At 64.1% G+C, this 15,919-nt stretch carries 16 protein-coding genes; 8 read left to right on the top strand and 8 right to left on the bottom strand.

All coding sequences use genetic code 11. The features are described from left to right. Positions 1-104: 104 nt before the first annotated feature. The 6 genes from ACSKT0_RS21235 to ACSKT0_RS21210 all read right to left on the bottom strand — a co-directional run bounded on the left by ACSKT0_RS21235 (position 105) and on the right by ACSKT0_RS21210 (position 6,184). Positions 105-1,130 (bottom strand): LacI family DNA-binding transcriptional regulator, encoded by a 1,026-nt coding sequence (locus tag ACSKT0_RS21235; protein WP_437771493.1) that lies wholly within the window; start codon positions 1,128-1,130, stop codon positions 105-107. Positions 1,131-1,343: 213 nt separating this feature from the next. After that, positions 1,344-2,111 (bottom strand): type 1 glutamine amidotransferase domain-containing protein, encoded by a 768-nt coding sequence (locus ACSKT0_RS21230; RefSeq protein ID WP_437771492.1) that lies wholly within the window; start codon positions 2,109-2,111, stop codon positions 1,344-1,346. Between the two features lie 151 nt (positions 2,112-2,262). After that, positions 2,263-2,754 carry an RpiB/LacA/LacB family sugar-phosphate isomerase gene (locus tag ACSKT0_RS21225; RefSeq protein WP_437771491.1) on the bottom strand — a complete coding sequence of 164 codons (492 nt, stop codon included), beginning with the start codon at positions 2,752-2,754 and terminating at the stop codon, positions 2,263-2,265. Beyond that, a complete protein-coding gene (locus tag ACSKT0_RS21220; protein ID WP_437771490.1) occupies positions 2,751-4,520 on the bottom strand; it encodes a dihydroxyacetone kinase family protein in 1,770 nt (589 codons plus the stop codon). The genes ACSKT0_RS21225 and ACSKT0_RS21220 overlap by 4 nt, the downstream gene beginning before the upstream one ends. A gap of 33 nt (positions 4,521-4,553) precedes the next feature. Beyond that, entirely contained in the window at positions 4,554-5,330 is a 777-nt protein-coding gene (locus ACSKT0_RS21215; RefSeq protein ID WP_437771489.1) for an SDR family NAD(P)-dependent oxidoreductase, read from the bottom strand. 29 nt (positions 5,331-5,359) lie between these two features. Beyond that, entirely contained in the window at positions 5,360-6,184 is an 825-nt protein-coding gene (locus tag ACSKT0_RS21210; RefSeq protein ID WP_437771488.1) for a sugar phosphate isomerase/epimerase family protein, read from the bottom strand. Between the two features lie 193 nt (positions 6,185-6,377). Here ACSKT0_RS21210 and ACSKT0_RS21205 point away from each other — a divergent pair, with 193 nt between their 5' ends. The 5 genes from ACSKT0_RS21205 to ACSKT0_RS21185 all read left to right on the top strand — a co-directional run bounded on the left by ACSKT0_RS21205 (position 6,378) and on the right by ACSKT0_RS21185 (position 11,930). Further along, positions 6,378-7,715 carry an MFS transporter gene (locus tag ACSKT0_RS21205; RefSeq protein WP_437771487.1) on the top strand — a complete coding sequence of 446 codons (1,338 nt, stop codon included), beginning with the start codon at positions 6,378-6,380 and terminating at the stop codon, positions 7,713-7,715. 50 nt (positions 7,716-7,765) lie between these two features. Beyond that, complete coding sequence (locus ACSKT0_RS21200; protein ID WP_437771486.1) at positions 7,766-8,629, top strand: transketolase; 864 nt, start codon at positions 7,766-7,768, stop codon at positions 8,627-8,629. Continuing rightward, positions 8,626-9,633, top strand: a complete 1,008-nt coding sequence (locus ACSKT0_RS21195; protein ID WP_437771485.1) for a transketolase family protein — start codon at positions 8,626-8,628, stop codon at positions 9,631-9,633. Before ACSKT0_RS21200 ends, ACSKT0_RS21195 begins: the two co-directional genes overlap by 4 nt. A gap of 122 nt (positions 9,634-9,755) precedes the next feature. Then, positions 9,756-10,415 (top strand): GntR family transcriptional regulator, encoded by a 660-nt coding sequence (locus ACSKT0_RS21190; RefSeq protein WP_437771484.1) that lies wholly within the window; start codon positions 9,756-9,758, stop codon positions 10,413-10,415. Positions 10,416-10,529: 114 nt separating this feature from the next. Beyond that, positions 10,530-11,930: an MFS transporter gene (locus tag ACSKT0_RS21185; RefSeq protein ID WP_437771483.1), complete on the top strand. Its 1,401-nt coding sequence runs from the start codon at positions 10,530-10,532 to the stop codon at positions 11,928-11,930. Positions 11,931-12,071: 141 nt separating this feature from the next. On the opposite strand, the gene ACSKT0_RS21180 is transcribed toward ACSKT0_RS21185, so the two are convergent. Continuing rightward, positions 12,072-12,374: a (4Fe-4S)-binding protein gene (locus ACSKT0_RS21180; protein WP_437771482.1), complete on the bottom strand. Its 303-nt coding sequence runs from the start codon at positions 12,372-12,374 to the stop codon at positions 12,072-12,074. A 2-nt stretch (positions 12,375-12,376) separates the two neighbouring features. Then, positions 12,377-12,841, bottom strand: a complete 465-nt coding sequence (locus ACSKT0_RS21175) for a MarR family winged helix-turn-helix transcriptional regulator (RefSeq protein ID WP_437771481.1) — start codon at positions 12,839-12,841, stop codon at positions 12,377-12,379. A 121-nt stretch (positions 12,842-12,962) separates the two neighbouring features. Between ACSKT0_RS21175 and ACSKT0_RS21170 the strand changes: the two genes are divergently transcribed. From ACSKT0_RS21170 to ACSKT0_RS21160, 3 genes are read left to right on the top strand one after another with little or no spacing between them, the layout of a single operon-like run. After that, positions 12,963-14,075, top strand: a complete 1,113-nt coding sequence (locus ACSKT0_RS21170; protein WP_437774091.1) for an LLM class flavin-dependent oxidoreductase — start codon at positions 12,963-12,965, stop codon at positions 14,073-14,075. Between the two features lie 37 nt (positions 14,076-14,112). After that, positions 14,113-15,198 (top strand): LLM class flavin-dependent oxidoreductase, encoded by a 1,086-nt coding sequence (locus ACSKT0_RS21165; RefSeq protein ID WP_437771480.1) that lies wholly within the window; start codon positions 14,113-14,115, stop codon positions 15,196-15,198. Next, positions 15,195-15,893 carry an NADPH-dependent F420 reductase gene (locus ACSKT0_RS21160; protein WP_437771479.1) on the top strand — a complete coding sequence of 233 codons (699 nt, stop codon included), beginning with the start codon at positions 15,195-15,197 and terminating at the stop codon, positions 15,891-15,893. Before ACSKT0_RS21165 ends, ACSKT0_RS21160 begins: the two co-directional genes overlap by 4 nt. Positions 15,894-15,919 lie beyond the last annotated feature (26 nt).

Raw genomic sequence — 15,919 nt, 5'->3', positions numbered from 1 at the left:
ACTCCTTTTGCGGGTGAAAACTGAAAATGCGGCGGCGACATTGCCTTCAAACGGGAATGGCAAATAGCCCCACCCAATTGCGGGTAAATCGGTATTCGTAGGGATTAGTTGTTCGGCATGCCGGGGGCAGGGCCTGTGGAGGCGCGGACTACCAGCTTCGGGGAGGGCAGATAGACGTCTTCCGCGGGAGCTCCGCCCAGGAGGCTCAGTAACTGCTGGGCTGCAACACGGCCCCAGAGCAGCGGATCGGCCGGGACCGTGGTCAACGGAGGGTTGAGGTACCTGGCGAGCTCTGTGTCGTCGTAGCCGGTGATGGATAAATCACCAGGAACAGCCAGTCCGAGGGACTGGGCGTAGGACTGTCCGGCAGTGGCCATCAGGTCGTTCGCGTAGATGATCGCTGTGGGCCGCTGGGCCGAGCGAAGCAGTTCCGCAGTAGCCGCCAGTCCGCCGGCTGCTGTGAAGTCCGCCTCAACGAAGGAACCGGCCTCGAGCCCCGCTTTCGACATGGCATTTTGCCAAGCCAAGCGCCGGCTTCGGCCGTGAATGTAACTCTGCGGTCCGCCCACGTGCCCGATTCTGGTGTGTCCCAGCGAAACGAGGTGTTCGACGGCGGCCGCGATGCCTTCGGTATCGTCCATGCAGACAGCAGGGAACGGCGAGGGGGTTTCGGGCCGATTGAGGGTGACGGCCGGAATCTTGAGGCTCTTCAACAAAGCGATCCGGGAGTCGTCAACCCTCATATCCGTAAGGATGACGCCGTCCACGCGGCTGTCGGCGGCCAGCTTCCGATAACCCAGTTCCTCGGCGTCGGCGCTGGCGGCGACCGTGAGGACCAAGACGTATTCGTGCTCAACCAACGTGGTCTCGATCCCGGCGATGAACGCGGGGAAGAAGGGGTCCGTTCCCAAAAGCCGGGGGTCCCTTGCCACCACGAGCCCGACGGCGAAAGCTTTGGCCGACGACAGGCTCTTGGCGCGAAGATTCGGCTTCCACCCCAGTTCCCGGGCCACCCTGAGAATGCGCTCCCGGGTGTCATCGCTGACGCCGGGCTGCCCATTCAACGCGTACGAGACGGCACCCTTGCTCACGCCGGCTGCCTGCGCAACGTCGTTGATGGTCACTGTCATGTCTGCCTCATTGCCACTTGGTGATTGGGATCACTGAACCGGTTTTGTTATCTCTACTGAACCGGTTCAGGAGGTCATTGTCAAGAGCAAACATGAAATTGGTGGGTATTCGCGGGTCGTTTCCAGGCGGCCGCCGACACTGGCGGCAGCTCCGACGAAAATGGCGGCCGCCCCGTCATCGGGGCGGCCGCCAGTATCAATAAGCTGCAGGCGTTAGTGCTCTGAGTCTGCCGCAGCAGCCTTTTTGGCGTCCTTTTCTGCGCGAAGGGCCTCGGACTCGTGCTGTTCCTCGGCCTTTTCCTGGCGGATGACCACCGCCAGGAGCTTCTCCATCTCTTTCGCAACGCCGGCGGCGGAGGCTGGGTTCTGCCCGGTCACCAACCGCTCGGAGACAGCGACCTTCTCTGCGAAGACGTCGGCGAACACGTGGATCGCGCCCTGTTCCTTGAGCCGGTCGGCCAGGAAGAACGGGATGACCTTGTCCATGCCCGCGGCAACTTCTTCGTCGTTGGTGAAGGCCGCCACTTCCCGGCCCCCGACGAGCCGGAACCCGTCGGCCAGGTCCACGTTCACCAAACCCGCCGGTCCGTGGCAGACGGCGCCAACCACTCCACCGGCATCGTAGACGCTCGCAACCAGGTTCTGCAGGCCTTCGCTGTCCGGGAAGTCCCACATTGTGCCGTGGCCTCCCACGAGGAAGACTGCGTCGTACTGGCCCGCATCAACGACGTCCACGCGGGCCGTGTTGTAGAGACCGGCGCGGGTAGTCTCGTCGGTCGTGAAGGCGACCTGGATGGGATCCTGCGGGTCCACTTCGTCCTGCGGCGGCTGGCCGCCCTTGATGGACGCGAAGTCGACGAAGTGTCCGGAATCCTTGAAGACCTTCCACGGATGTGCAGCCTCGGCCACGTTGTAGCCGGTCTTCTTTCCCGTATCGCCGAGCTCGGAAACGCTGGTCAGTACCATGAGGATTTTCTTCATGAGATGCTCCTATCGTCCCCATCCACCCTACGCCTAGCCCAAATTCAGGCCCACCCACGGCGCTGTGGCACCCAACTAACTAGCAGTTGTTGTCGTTATGAGGGCTCAAAACGACAACAATTGCGAGCTAGTTGGGACCGGGGGACGGGAATCAGCAGCCCTCGAGCTCCGTGAGCACCTTGACCTTGTCGGCCGACGCCGAGGCCGGGTCGAAGGCGTAACCGAGCCATTCACGTGCCAACCTGCTGGCTAGTTCCACCCCGACGACGCGTTGGCCCATGGTGAGCACCTGGCAATCGTTGGACAGGATGGAACGCTCCACGGAGAAGGAATCGTGGGCCGTGGTGGCGCGGATTCCGTCCACTTTGTTCGCTGCGATGGCCACGCCGATTCCAGTCCCGCAGAACAGGATGGCCCGGTCTGCATGGCCGTCCCGGATGAGTTCACCAGCCTTGATCCCGACGTAAGGGTATGGCGTGGTGAAGTCCTCCGGGGAGTCGCTGCGGTTGACGCCGATATCGATGATTTCGCTGACCCGGGGATCGTTCCGCAGGTCCGCCATGATCCGGTCTTTGTAGTCCACGCCTGCTTCATCGGCGCCCAGGATGAGTCGGAAACCCAAGGTCTGTCCTTTCGTGGTCATGCGATGGCTCCGGCGTGCTTGCCGGTAGTAGACGCGGTGCCCGCGTTCTCAGGGCGGACAAGGTGCGGGCCCATGACCGTAAAGATCATTGCCAGCGACGTGGCTCCGGGGTCGGCTGTGCCCACGCTCTTCTCGGCGAGCGGCCGGGCCCGTCCTTTGAGCGGACGGAGCGAGGCCGTGGCTTGCGCAGCCGATGTGGCCGCTGCGGCAGCTTCAGCCCAGGCAACATCCAGAAGGACACCCTCGGAGGCGCGCTTGCTGAAGGTTTCGGCGAAGGGGAGCAGGGCATCCACCATGGTCTTGTCGCCGATCTCGGCCTTGCCCAGATCAGTGATCCGTGCAGCGAACGCCGTCACGGCCGCTGCAAGTTCAGCCGGTTCCGGTGCCTCGTCATTGCCAAGCGATTCGCCGAATGCCCGGAGGCCCGCGCCCCACAGGACGCCCGACGTTCCGCCGGCTTTATCCGCCCAGGCGTCGCCTGCGGCTGCCAGCATATCGCCGGCTCCGGCACCATTGGCCAGGGCCTCCGCGGCTGCCGCAGTGGCGGCGTCGATTCCGCGGACCATCCCGCGGCCGTGGTCGCCGTCGCCCGCTACCGCGTCCATGTCGCCAAGGTGCGATTCGGCGTCGTGCAGTGCTTTCCGGGCAGCCTCGAGCGCGTCCGCGCAGCTCGCGGCATAGTCGCGTGAGTCCAGGGTGGCCGAAAACTCTATGGCGACAGGGCCGCCGTCCAACGCTTCCTCCGTAAGCTGGCCACCGGTCAACAGCGAAGCGTTGCCGCGCCGGTAAGCGGGCGTTTCGGCGGGCGCCGTCCAGAGTGGTTCGAGTTCCTCGTCGAGCCAGGTGATGGTGAGGGAGACGCCGGACATGTCCAGGCTCGTGACCAGTTCACCGACCTCCGGCATGACCAAGGTGTACCCGGCTGCGCGCAGCAAAGGAGCCACGGTCAGCCACAGGACGAAGAGTTCTTCGTGCTTCGTGGAGCCGAGTCCATTGAGGATGACCGCGATGCGGTTGCCCGCTCCGTGCGGGGTTTCCGCCAACAGCCGCGCAACGAGCTCCTGGCCGAGATCCTTGGCCGGCGGAAGGTCGGTGTCGAACAATCCGGGCTCGCCGTGGATGCCCAGGCCGAGTCCCATCTGCTTGTCCTTGAGCGTGAACAGCGGCGCGTCGGCGCCGGGGAAGGTGCAGCCGTGGAAGGCGCTGCCGATGGTTCGGGTGAGGCTATTGGCCTTGCGGCCTAAGCGCACGACGTCGGCCAGCCCGGCCCCCGCTTCGGCGGCGGCGCCCATGATCTTGAAGACCGTGAAGTCGCCCGCGATGCCGCGGCGTTTGGCGGATTCCGACGGCGGCGCGCTCGCAATGTCGTCCGTCACCAGCACGTTTTCCACTGCAATGCCTTCCGCAGCCAAGCGCTCGCTGGCCATGCCGAAGTTCAAGACGTCCCCGGCGTAGTTGCCGTAAGTGAACACCACTCCGGCGCCGCTGTCAGCAGCCTTGGCCACCGAGTAAGCCTGTTGTGCGGACGGCGAGGTGAAGATGTTGCCCACGACGGCGCCGTCGGCCAGTCCCGCGCCGATGAGTCCGGCGAAAGCCGGGTAGTGCCCGGAACCGCCGCCGGCCAGTACTGCGACCTTGGGCTGCTCGGGACGGTGGCGGCGCACTGCGCCGCCGGGAACCTGGCGCACCAGGCCGGAGTGGAGGTCGCAGAAACCGGCGAGGGCTTCGTCTGCGAATTCGGCGGGATCGTTGAAGATTTTGGTCATCGTGGGCTCTTTCGGCTACGGATGCGGGGACTGCTAGTGGATGTGGCTTCCACCGTTGATGTCGATGGTGGTGCCTGTGAGGTAGGCGGATTCCTCGGAAGACAGGAAGGTGATGACAGCGGCGATTTCCTCGGTGGTGGCGTTGCGGCCCAGCGGGATGCCTGCGTTGATGGCGGCTTCCTGCTCGTCGGTGCTGCCGACGCGGATGTTGGTGTCCACGGCGCCCGGAGTGATGGCGTTCACGGTGACGCCGGTTGCGCCGATTTCGCGCGCCAGTGCCTTGGTGAAGCCGAGGATGGCTGCCTTTGCTGCGGAGTAGGGGACCTTGCCGAAAACGCCGCCGCCGCGCTGGGCGGAGACGGAGGACATGTTGACGATGCGGCCCCAGCCGCTGGCGATCATGTCAGGCAGGAAAGCCTTGGTCACCAAGTAGGTGCCGGTGGCGTTCACGTCCATGATCTTGTGCCAAAGTTCCAGCGTGGTTTCAAGGAACGGCACGGGGGAGGTGATGCCCGCGATGTTGGCGAGGGCGCCGACGGCGGGAAGGGTGCCGGCGCTGATTTCCGCGGCGACTGCGTTGTACGCCGCGTTGACGGAGGCTTCGTTGGCGACGTCGATCTCGTAACCGAACGCAGGGACGTTGAACTGGTTGCCGATTTCCGCTGCGACCTTGGCGGACTTCTCGCCGTCGAGGTCCAGGATCACCACGGCCCAGCCGTTACTGGCGTAGCGGCGTGCGGTGGTGATGCCGATGCCCCGGTCCGAGGTTGCCCCGGTGAGGACGGCGGTGCGCTGGATGGTGCTGGTCATGATGCTCCTTGGGTTTGTTGTTGTGAAAGTCAGATGAGGTCTGTGATGAAGCTGGCGGCTTTGGCGGCCGCTGCCGGGCGTTCGTCGTGGGTGACGTCGCGGGTTTCGAGCTCGAGCGAGAAATGACCGCTGTAGCCGGTGGCTGCGAGCGAGCTGAGTCCGGCGGCGAAGTCCGCGTGGCCGTTTCCGATGCTGAGGTTGATGTTGCCCGCTACCGCGTCCCGCAGGTGGACATGTGCTATCCGGCCGCGATGGCGTTCGATGTACTCGAGCGGGTCGTCGCCTGCGGCGACGATGTGGCTGAAGTCCATGACAATCCCGACGCCGGAGCCCGCCAGCCGCGCGGCGAGCTGTTCGGCGCGTTCCAGGTTCCAGCAGAAACGGAGGAAGTGCAGGGATTCGGTCCACAGTTCGACGCCGAATTCCGCCGCGCGCTGCCCGGCACCGATGAGCTGCGCTGCGATGGTGTCCAGGTCCTCATCGAGGCTGAGGACCGGATCGTGTCCCAAGGCGCCGCACGGGAGGACGAGGGCTTTCGCGCCGGTGTTGGCGGTAAGGGTGAGCAGGGCATCGAGGTGACTCTGGCGGGCGGCGCGCTGGCCGGCGTCGAGCACTGCGTTGAGGTCGCCTATATCGCCGTTGACTGAGCGGACCCGCAACCCGGAGGCGGCGACCTCCGCGGTAACGGCCGCGACGGCGTCGGAATCAAGCTCATAGGGGACGTGATCGCAGACGCCCGGCAGTGCGCCGAGGTCGATTTCCTCAAAGCCCAGGCCATTGATGGTGCGCAATGCCGTGGGTAGATCCTGGTGCCGGAAGCTGATGGACGAGCAACCGAGTCGGGAGTTGAACATCTTCGTTTCCTCCAGTCGTGCCCGAAGGCAGTAGTGATGGGAACCACAGTATCTAAGTTAACTGTCAACAGTCAACCCTTGAAGTTGACTGTTGACAGAAGTAGATGATGCAGGTCACACTGGCATATCATGTGTTAACAGTCGACAGTGCTGAAGCTCCTAGCCTCAGTCGCTCTTCGAAAGGGATTCACCAATGAGCAAAGAAGCTCTGACCATGCGCGGTCCGGTCCACGGCACCAAGGACGCCCGACGCGTCGCCATCGGCTCCGGTGTGGGTGCAGTCATCGAAACCTATGACTTCATCGGTTTCGGCACCGCGGCTGCCCTGTACTTCGGAACGGCCTTCTTCCCCACGGGCGATCCCGTGACCGGAACCCTCGCCGCTTTCGCGACCCTCGGCGTCGGCTTCGCTGCCCGTCCTATCGGCGGCATCATTGGCGGCCACCTTGGTGACAAACTGGGACGCAAGCCCGTCCTCGTAGCCTCGTTGATCCTGATGGGCGTGGCCACCTTCCTGATCGGCCTTCTTCCCACCTACAGCCAAGTGGGCCTCCTGGCGCCGGCACTGCTCGTGTTCGTCCGCATCGTCCAAGGCCTTGCCTTCGGAGCCGAGTGGGGTGGTGCAATCCTGATGAGCTACGAGCACGCACCGTGGAAGAAGAAGGGAAAGTACACGGGCATCGTCCAGGCCGGATTCCCCGTGGGACTCCTGCTGGCCAACCTGACGTTCCTTGTCAGCGTCCAACTCGGCGGCGAACTCGCCTGGCGCATTCCGTTCCTCGCCAGCATGGTGTTGGTTGTCGTCGGCTTGATCATCCGCTCCAAGGTCCCGGAATCCCCGGTCTTCGACGAAGTCAAGGAGAGCGGCGCAATCGTGAAGTCGCCCATCGTGGAGGTCCTGAAGACCGACTGGCGCAACATCGTCAAGGGAATCGGCCTCCGCATTGCCGAGACCGCAGGCTACGCCGTCTCTATCACGTACATGATTTCCTACCTGAACAGCCAGCACTTGGCCGATAAGACCCAGACCCTGGTAGCCCTCTGCATCGCTTCGGCCATCGGCATCTTCGCAACCCAGGCCTGGGCGCGACTGACGGACAGGATCGGACGGCGTCCCGTCTACATCTGGTCCTGCGCCTTTGCGGTCCTCTTTGCCATCCCGATGTTCCTGCTCGTCAACACCGGTATGTTCATCTTCGTCATTGCCACGATCGCCGTCTCCTACGGCGTCTGCCAGAACTCCCTCGCCGGCGCCCAGGGCGCCTGGTTCCCCGAGTTGTTCCAAGCGAAGACCCGTGCCTCCGGCGCTTCACTGGCCTACCAGATCTCGGCCACGATCTCCGGCTTCACCCCCTTCATCACCACCCTGCTCTTCGTCGCCCTGGGATGGATGGGCCCGGCCGTGCTCTTCGGCCTGTACGCCGCGATCGGCCTCTGGGCTGCATTGGCTACCCGAGAAACCTGGGGCAAGAAGGAACGCCAGTCGGCCGATGAGGCCACCAAAAGCACTCCCCAGCCGGTGAATGTCTAATGACGGTGGCGCAGGAACAATACACGGCAGGACGAATCGGAGAAACCGCGATGGAACGCATCGAACGCGTGCGCGCAGCCGCAACCCGGATCCGGCACCACGCCCTCAACATGGGCGAAGTCCAGGGGCAGGGCTACGTCGGACAGGCACTCGGTGCGGCGGACATGCTCGCCGCGGTCTACGCGGACCAGCTCCGCTACCATGCCAACGATCCCGAATGGGAGGGCCGGGACCGCTTCCTCCTCTCCACGGGCCATTACGCAATCGGCCACTATGCAGCCCTGGCGGAGGCCGGAATCATTCCCGTCGAGGAGCTCGAAAGCTACGGCTCGGACGATTCCCGCCTCCCCATGTCCGGGATGTCGACATACACGCCGGGCATGGAAATCTCGGGAGGGTCGCTTGGCCACGGGCTCTCCATCGCTGTCGGAATTGCCCTTGGCCTCCGGTACCGCGCTCAATCGGGAGAGGGCTCCAGCGCGAGGGTGTACAACTTCCTCTCCGACGGTGAGCTTGATGAAGGGTCCACGTGGGAAGCCGCTATGGGCGCGCACCACCACCAATTGGGGAACCTGACCGCCATGGTGGACATCAACGCCCTCCAGGCGGATGGCAAGACGGACACCGTCCTCCGGACCGAACCCGTGACGGAGAAGTGGGAAGCCTTCGGCTGGTACACGCAGCGGGTGGACGGGAACGACGTCGGTGCGTTGCTGGCGGCGTTCGACAACGCAGCCGCCCAGGCCGCCGCCGTCGGGCGTCCTTCCGTCATCCTGTGCGACACGAAAGTGGGGCGCGGCGTGCCGCTGCTTGAGGAACGTGAAAAGGCGCACTTCATGCGCATCGAAGAACACGAATGGCAGCTCTGCCGTAAGCAACTGACCGCAGGATCCAACGGGAAGGCCGGCCGATGAGCACCGTCACCGCTTCGAAGGGCCCAGCCCCCAAGCTGAAAACGTCGGCCATGATCGCGTCCTTCGCGGACCCGGGCCAGAAGACTTCTTCCGCGCCTTTTGGGCACGCGTTGGTGAAGGCCGCCGAGGCTGACCCGCGAATCGTCGGGCTCACCGCCGACCTGGGCAAGTACACGGACATGCATATCTTCGCGAAGGTGTTCCCGGAGCGGTTTTTCCAGATGGGCATGGCTGAGCAGTTGCTCTTCGGTGCGGCCGCAGGCTTGGCCGAGACCGGCTTGGTGCCGTTCGCCTCGACCTATTCGGTGTTCGCCGCGCGCCGGGCCTACGACTTCCTGTGCCTCGACATCGCCGGGCCGAACCTCAACGTGAACATCGTGGGCGGACTCCCGGGCCTCACCACGGGCTACGGCCCGAGCCACCAGGCCACGGAGGACATGGCGATATTCCGCGGCATGCCGAATCTGACAATCGTCGATCCATGCGACTCCGTGGACATCGAACAAGCAGTGCCACAACTGGCCGCCAGCGACGGACCCACGTACCTGCGCCTCCTTCGCGGCAACGTCCCCACGGTGCTGGACGAGTACGACTACACGTTCGAACTCGGCAAGGCGAAAGTGCTTCGGGGTGGCAACGACGTTGTGTTCGTCTCCAGCGGGCTGATGACCATGCGCGCCCTGCAGGCAGCGGAGGCGCTCGCCGCGCACAAGGTGGATGTCGCCGTCGTGCACGCGCCCACCATCAAACCGTTCGACGCCGCCACCGTCCTGGCGGAACTGAACACCGACCGTCTGGCCGTCACGCTGGAGAACCACAGCGTGGTGGGCGGCTTGTTCGAAACTGTGGCCTCCGCCGTGGTCACGGCCGGGCTGGGCAAGCGCGTGGTGCCCGTGGCGCTTCCCGACGAGTTCCTCGACGCCGGCGCGCTGCCTACCCTGCACGAGCGCTACGGATTGTCCGTGCAGCGGATCGTGGCAAAGGTCCTCGCGGAACTCGGCTGACCCTGAAAATTCCTTGGCGGGAGCGCGGAGCAGGCGTGCGCCGGTTCCGCGCTCCTGCCGTAAGATCAACAGTTAACACACCGACTGTAAACAGTCGACCACTGACATTGAGGACGGACAAGATGGCCGGAGCAACAGCACCCCTTCTGGGACTGGAAAAGAAGAGCCTCCGCGAGCAGGCGCTCTCCGCACTGCGTACCGCCATCACGAGCGGCGAGTTGGAACCTGGACGGCACTTGGTGGAAACCGAGCTGTCGGACATGCTCCAGATCAGCCGCGGAACGCTCCGGGAAGCCTTGCGACAACTTGAGCAGGAGGGCCTGCTGTCCGCTGGTCCGCGCGGCCGGCTCTCCGTCCGCCACCTCGATGCCAAGGAAATCCGCGACATCTACTCGGTGCGGGCCGCTTTGGAATCCCTCGCCGCGCGTACGCTCTGCGAGTTGCCGGACCGCCAACAAGTGATCACCTCGCTGCGCTCCGCCATCGACGCCATGGCGGCCGCGGCCAAGGGAAGCCTCGAGGAACGGATCGAGTCCGATCTGGAATTCCACCGCACCATGTGCCGTCTCACCGGCAACGAAACCCTGCTCCATTCCTGGGAGTCGCTGGAGGGGTCCATCCGGATGTCCATCATGTTCGCCGGACTGGAAAAGGGCGTCAAGAACATGAGCGTCGAGCGGCACCACGACATCGTGGCCGCCATCGAGACGGGGGATGCATCCCTGGCGCGCAAGACCATCCTCGAGCACATGGACAGCGCTGCTGCGGAGCTGGTGGCGTAAGCGCCCGACGGCGGCGCTCAACTTTCGCGGTAACTGCACCTCCGTGGGGGTCACTGCCATTACCCCTCAAGATAGAGACTCCCTCATGTCCTTCGTGGGCTGTTTCCTTAATTCATGACTCGTCCCGAAACGACTTTGCCGGTTCCGGTTCCGCCCTCGGCCATGGCCGATGCGCCACGGGCACGGCTCACGCTCATCATTGCGTCCCTGGGGTTCTTCCTGATCACCCTCGACATCCTGATCGTCAATGTGGCGCTTACCAGCATCGGCAAGGAACTCGGGGGCGGCACAGCCGGCCTGCAATGGGTGATCGACGGCTACACGCTGATGTTCGCCGCGTTGTTGCTGTTCGCCGGGAACCTCTCGGATCGGATCGGCGCGAAAAGGGCGCTGGGATGGGGAATCGCACTCTTCCTTGTCGCGTCCGTCGCGTGCGCACTCGCGCCGACGTCGGGGGTCCTCATTGCCGCCCGCTTCCTCCAAGGAGGTGCGGCATCGATGATGCTGCCGGCGTCGATGGCGCTGATCCGGCAGGCCTTTCCGGATCCCCGCCGCCGCGCACATGCCCTCGGGATCTGGGCGGTCGGCGGTGCAGTCGCCGGAGCCGTGGGACCGCTTGTCGGCGGCCTCCTCACCACGCTGGACTGGCGGCTCGTGTTCGGGATAAACCTTCCCGTCTGCATTGCGATGCTGGTGCTCCTGGCTTCCGTTGCCGCATCCCCGCGGCGGCCGGCGCCGTTCGACTGGGCAGGCCAGGCCGCGGCGATCGTTGCCCTGACCGCGTTGATGTACGGCCTCATCACGGGAGGAACCGAGGGCTTCGGCACGGTGCCCGTCATCGGCAGCCTGGTGCTTGCAGGAGTTAGCCTCGCGGTTTTCCTTTTCATCGAGGCGCGCGGACGGCACCCAATGATGCCGCTTGAGCTGTTTCGCTCCACCGGCATGAGAATCTCGCTCTCGGTCGGTTTCGCGTTCATGGTGGGCCACTTCGGCACCGTCTTTGTTGTCAGTCTCTTCCTTCAACAGCACCTCGGGCTTACACCCCTTCAGGCAGGGTTCACGTTCCTTCCTTCCGCGGCGTTCAGCATCGTCGGCAACATCGTCAGCGGGACCCTCTCGAACCGCTTCGGCACGCGGGTGCCGGTGGTCGTCGGTTTGACGTCCATGGTGGTGGGACTCACCGGGATGCTTCTCACGGCGCCGCTGGGATCGCCGCTACTCGTCGGTGCCTTCCTGATTTTGACGGGCTCCGGTGGATCGATCGCGATGCCGCAGGTCACCGCCGTCGTGCTCGCGAGCGTGCCGAGCGAAAAAGCGGGCACGGCCAGCGCAGTCTTCAATACATTCCGCCAAGTGGGCGGCGCCGTCGCCATCGCAGTCTTCGGCGCCCTCATCGCCGATCGCAGCAACTTCGTCCACGGGATGCAGACCAGCTTCATCATCGCGGCGTCGCTGCTCCTGCTCACCGCGTTCGCCAGCCTCTTCATCCACTCGCCGGGCGCGGTCAAAGACTAGGGAGACTTAACTGGACTCTTGAGCAAGTCCATAAAGAAATATGAGTCAATATAAAAGATTCCTTGTATTGACTCATATTCTTCGATAGATCGCCGAGATCGGAACAACAAACAGACGTCGTGGTCGGTCGCGATCGTACGACTATGTGGCGGAGGTGTCGCGTTCCCCAGACGGTGTCCGTATCCGGCCGTCGGCGGCGTGGTATCCCAGTGCGCAGCTGGGGCACCGGTCGATCACCTCGACCAGTTCGTCAACGCTGGCACGGCTGGCATCGATCCACGGCCGTACGTCACGGTTGAACACCTGTGGAAGCCCGCGGATGCATTCGGCCGCGTGCCGGCAACGAGCAGGTTCCCAGGTCACGACGATGCCGGGGGCACGATACTCGCGGATCGCAATAGACTCGCGTTGAGGCGGTTGATCGCCCTGATTCATCTCGTTCATGTTCACTCCCTTGTTCCGACCTCGGAATCGAGGCCAAGATGTCGGCGCAGGACGATTGCGATGTCCTCGACCTGTGTGAGCTGCTCCGGGGACAGTGCGTCGATGAAGATTTCCTTCACGGCGCGCAAATGCGGGACCGATCCGGCACGGAATAGCTCCAGCCCCGGATCGGTGGCCATCACATCGACGCCGTGCACGGCGTCTGCGCAGGGGATCCGTCGGATGAGCTGCCGCTTCTCCATGCGGCCCAGGTGATGCGACAGGCGGCTGCGTTCCCAGCCGATCATGGCAGCGAGCTCCGATGACCGGATCGTGTGATGTTCCGCCTCGCTGAGGGCGAGCAGCACCTGGTAGTCCCCTGACGACAGGGACGACTCGTTCTGTAGGCGACCCGTGAGGCGTGCGCGCAGCGCCTCGGCCGTCTCGATGTAGTCCCGCCAGATCCGCAACTGCACGGGAGTCGGCATCGTGCGGTGTTTCGCGTAGCCCATCTCACCTCCGGGAATTGATACGTCAACTATAGCGTTGTTCGGGGTATTGACACGTCAATCCGGAAGGTCCGGGGCGACGAGAAGGGCCGGGGACGTGATGGTTGTTCAGATCGATGATCTTGAGTTCGGGCTGAACTCGTTCGGCGACATCTCAACCGACGCAGGCCGCGTGATGTCGGATGCCGAGACGCTGCGTCTACTCATCGAGGAGGCGCAGCTGGCAGAGGCTGTCGGTCTGGACGTTTTCAGCGTCGGCGAGCACTATCGGGAGGGCATGGTCGACTCGGCCACCCCGGTGCTGTTGGCGGCCGCCGCACAGGCTACCTCCAGCATCCACCTCGGCACCTCGGTCACCGTGCTCTCGACGCAGGATCCGGTGCGCCTGTATCAGGAGTTCGCAACCGTCGACGGGATCTCCGGCGGCCGCACGCAGCTCGTCCTCGGCCGGGCATCCGCGATCGAGTCGTTCCAGCTGTTCGGTTACGACATCGCCGACTACGAGGAGATCTTCGAGGAGAAGCTCGATCTGTTCCTCCGTCTCCTGCGGGAGGATCGCGTGACCTGGTCCGGGAAGTACCGCAGCTCGCTCGAGAACGTACGTCTGCATCCGCGGATGCCCGATGGCGGGATCCCGGCGTGGATCGGAATAGGCGGCAGCCCCGACTCCGTGATCCGCGCGGCGCGGCACGGACTTCCGCTCATGATGGCCATCATCGGCGGACGCCCCGAGCGCTTCGCCGGGCACGCCGAGCTCTACCTGCGGGCGCTCTCATCATTCGGGCACCCCGAGCTGCCGATCGCGCAGCATTCCCTCGGCTTCATCGCCGACACCGACGAAGAAGCGAAGAACGTGCACTGGAAGCATTGGCAGCCTGTCGTGACACAGGTCAGCAAGGAACGCGGCTTCTACCCGCCGACCGCCGAACGATACGCCGAAGAGGTCGACACTGGCGCGCTCTACGTCGGATCTCTCGAGACGGTGGCGCAGAAGATCGCCGGGATCGTGCGCGCTAACCATCTGTCCCGCTTCGACCTCAAATACGACGTGCTGCACCTTCCCCGGCAGGCTCGCGAACACAGCATCCGCCTGTTCGGCGAAAGGGTCGCTCCGCGTGTCCGCGAGCTGCTCGCCGAGAATCCGGGCGACTGGCACCTCACCGGCCGAACACCGGCGCAGATTGTCAAGGGCGGCAAGGCCGTCCACACCTGAACTGACCACCACCTCGGCATTTGAAAGGGAGAAACTCATGAACGACTTCACCGACCTCGAGTTCGGCATTGACACCTTCGGGGACCTGCCTCGCGACGCTCACGGTGACATCGTCACCCACGGCGAGGCGATCCGGGCCACCTTGGCCGAAGCGATCCTCGCCGACGATATCGGCATCGACGCGATCGCCATAGGCGAGCACCATCGCTCGGAGTTCGCCATCTCAACTCCGGAAACGGTCTTGGCCGGGATCGCCACTGCAACCGACCGGATTCGCCTCGGGTCTGGTGTAACGGTGCTGTCGTCCGATGATCCAGTGCGAGTGTTCCAGCGGTTCGCGACCGTAGACGCGCTCTCGAATGGCCGTGCCGAAGTGATCCTCGGACGCGGCTCGTTTACCGAGTCGTTCCCGTTGTTCGGCTACGATCTCAGCGATTACGATCTCCTCTTCGACGAGAAGATCGACTTGTTTCACAAACTCCTTGACGAGAAGCCCGTCACGTGGACGGGCACCACACGTGCGCCACTGCACGAAGCAGACGTGTTCCCTAAGACGGACTCGGGTCGGCTGCGGACCTGGGTCGGCGTCGGAGGCACCCCGCAGTCCGTGATTCGCACTGCGAACTACGGGTTCCGACTCATGCTGGCCATCATCGGCGGCGCCCCGGCCCGCTTCGCCCCGTATGTCGACCTGTACCGCCGTGCCACCGAGCAGCTAGGCACCACCGCGTTCCCGGTGGGCATGCATTCCCCGGGACTGATCGCTGATACCGATGAGACGGCAAAGGAACTGTTCTATCCCGGCTACAAAGTGATTCGTGATCGCATTGGCGCGCTGCGCGGCTGGCCTCCCCTTCAGCGCGGTGAGTTCGAGGCCGATGTGGAACACGGATCCCTTTATGTCGGCTCGCCCGAGACCGTCGCCGCCAAGATGGCCGATGCGATCCGCGCGCTCGACGTCGGCCGGTTCGACCTCATCTACACTGCCGGCGGACACATGGCCGCGACGGCCCGCCTGCGGGCCGTGGAGCTCTACGGTACTCGAGTTATCCCCCTGGTCCGCGACATGCTCGCTGGCACATCTTCGACTTCGGCCGGGTCCCGAACGGGGGCGCGGCCGTGAACGACACGAAGAGTCCGGTCCGCACTATCGGCATCCTCGGCGCAGGCAAAGTCGGCGCAGTGTTGGCACGGCTCGCTCTCGCCGCCGGCTACCGGGTGCTGATCTCCGGCTCTGGAGACCCGGAGAAGATTGCCCTAACCATCGAAGTGCTCGTTCCCGGAGCTGTCGCAGTTCGACCCGAGAACGCCGCTCGCACGGCCGATATCGTGATACTTGCCCTGCCCCTCGGCAAGTATCGGAACCTTCCGCTTGCGCAGCTGAGCGGAAAGCTTGTGATTGACGCGATGAACTACTGGTGGGAAACCGACGGCATCCGTGACGACCTCGACGACCCACGTATCTCCACCAGCGAGATCGTGCAGGACTTCCTTTCCAATTCACGTGTCGTGAAAGCTCTGAACCACATGGGATATCACGATCTCGAAGAGGAGAGTCGGCCAACCGGGATGCCGGACCGCAAAGCGATCGCATTGGCCGGCGACGGAGACGACGACGTCGTCTCCGTCGCCGGACTGATCGATGCGCTAGGTTTCGACCCAGTCCTCGTGGGTCGCCTGCCCTCAGGGGTGGCCTTGCAGCCGGGGAACCCAGCATTCGGGGCGAACGTATCGGCGGGCGAGCTTCGCGAGTTGATCCGGACTACTGCAGGCGAAAGGGATCCCATTCATTCGAGTGACGGAGGCGGGCGAGTGTGATGCCGTCTGCGACGGCCCGAATTTTG

This window comes from Arthrobacter sp. KNU40, assembly GCF_051515115.1.
GTDB lineage: Bacteria > Actinomycetota > Actinomycetes > Actinomycetales > Micrococcaceae > Arthrobacter.
This window is presented reverse-complemented; position numbering and strand designations above follow the sequence as displayed.